Genomic DNA, 621 nt, shown 5'->3' on the forward strand with positions numbered 1-621 from the left:
CATTTCCATGAGCGTAATGCCGGCATGGGCAAGCAGGAAGCGCCATTGCAATACGAGACTGGAAAGCACATCCGCCGGGCCGGGGAAAATATAGGCCGGCGGATTGAAAGCGGCATGCGCAAGCCACCAGACGAGGACAACGCCGCCCGTCCATACGGCGGCCTTGATCATCGCTCCGCTCCAGCCCGATGGCTGTACGCCCATGGTTCCACGCTCCCGCGAGCAGGCCATGCCGTAAGTATTGAGGCTGAGATTCCGGGCGAGGCTGCTGAAATGTCTGCGCCCTGTTCCCATCCCTACGCCGGCATGATCCGGTTCAGGTTCAAAGGGTTCGGCTCCACGCCATCTCAGTCCTGGAAACAGGACACCCCTCGGAACAATTTCAGGCTTCTATCTGACGCATCGCCAGGCATCTGGCAAGGGTATAAGACCCTTGCTCAATTACTGCTGTCCCCACTCGGCAAAAGCTTCGGAGAAAACCTTCTCTCCTTCAGGCCCCTTCGCCATGGTGACTATCGCCCGGTTGCCATCGGCATAGACCATCGGCACGTCAAGGAATGGCTGTGTCGACAAAGCCTCTATGTTGTTGGGCGCATCGAGTTCCCCCGCAAGGAGCGCCAT

The 621-nt window shown here is 58.8% G+C and carries 1 protein-coding gene and 1 riboswitch; the gene reads right to left on the reverse strand.

Translation table 11 applies throughout. The annotated features are described in order from the left end of the window. Positions 1-276 precede the first annotated feature (276 nt). Positions 277-382, reverse strand: a riboswitch (TPP riboswitch). 59 nt (positions 383-441) lie between these two features. Further along, the coding region (locus KDM41_18470) for a hypothetical protein (GenBank protein ID MCB1185410.1) at positions 442-621 on the reverse strand (180 nt) is incomplete at its 5' end.

Source organism: bacterium (genome assembly GCA_020440705.1).
Lineage (GTDB): Bacteria > Krumholzibacteriota > Krumholzibacteriia > LZORAL124-64-63 > LZORAL124-64-63 > JAGRNP01.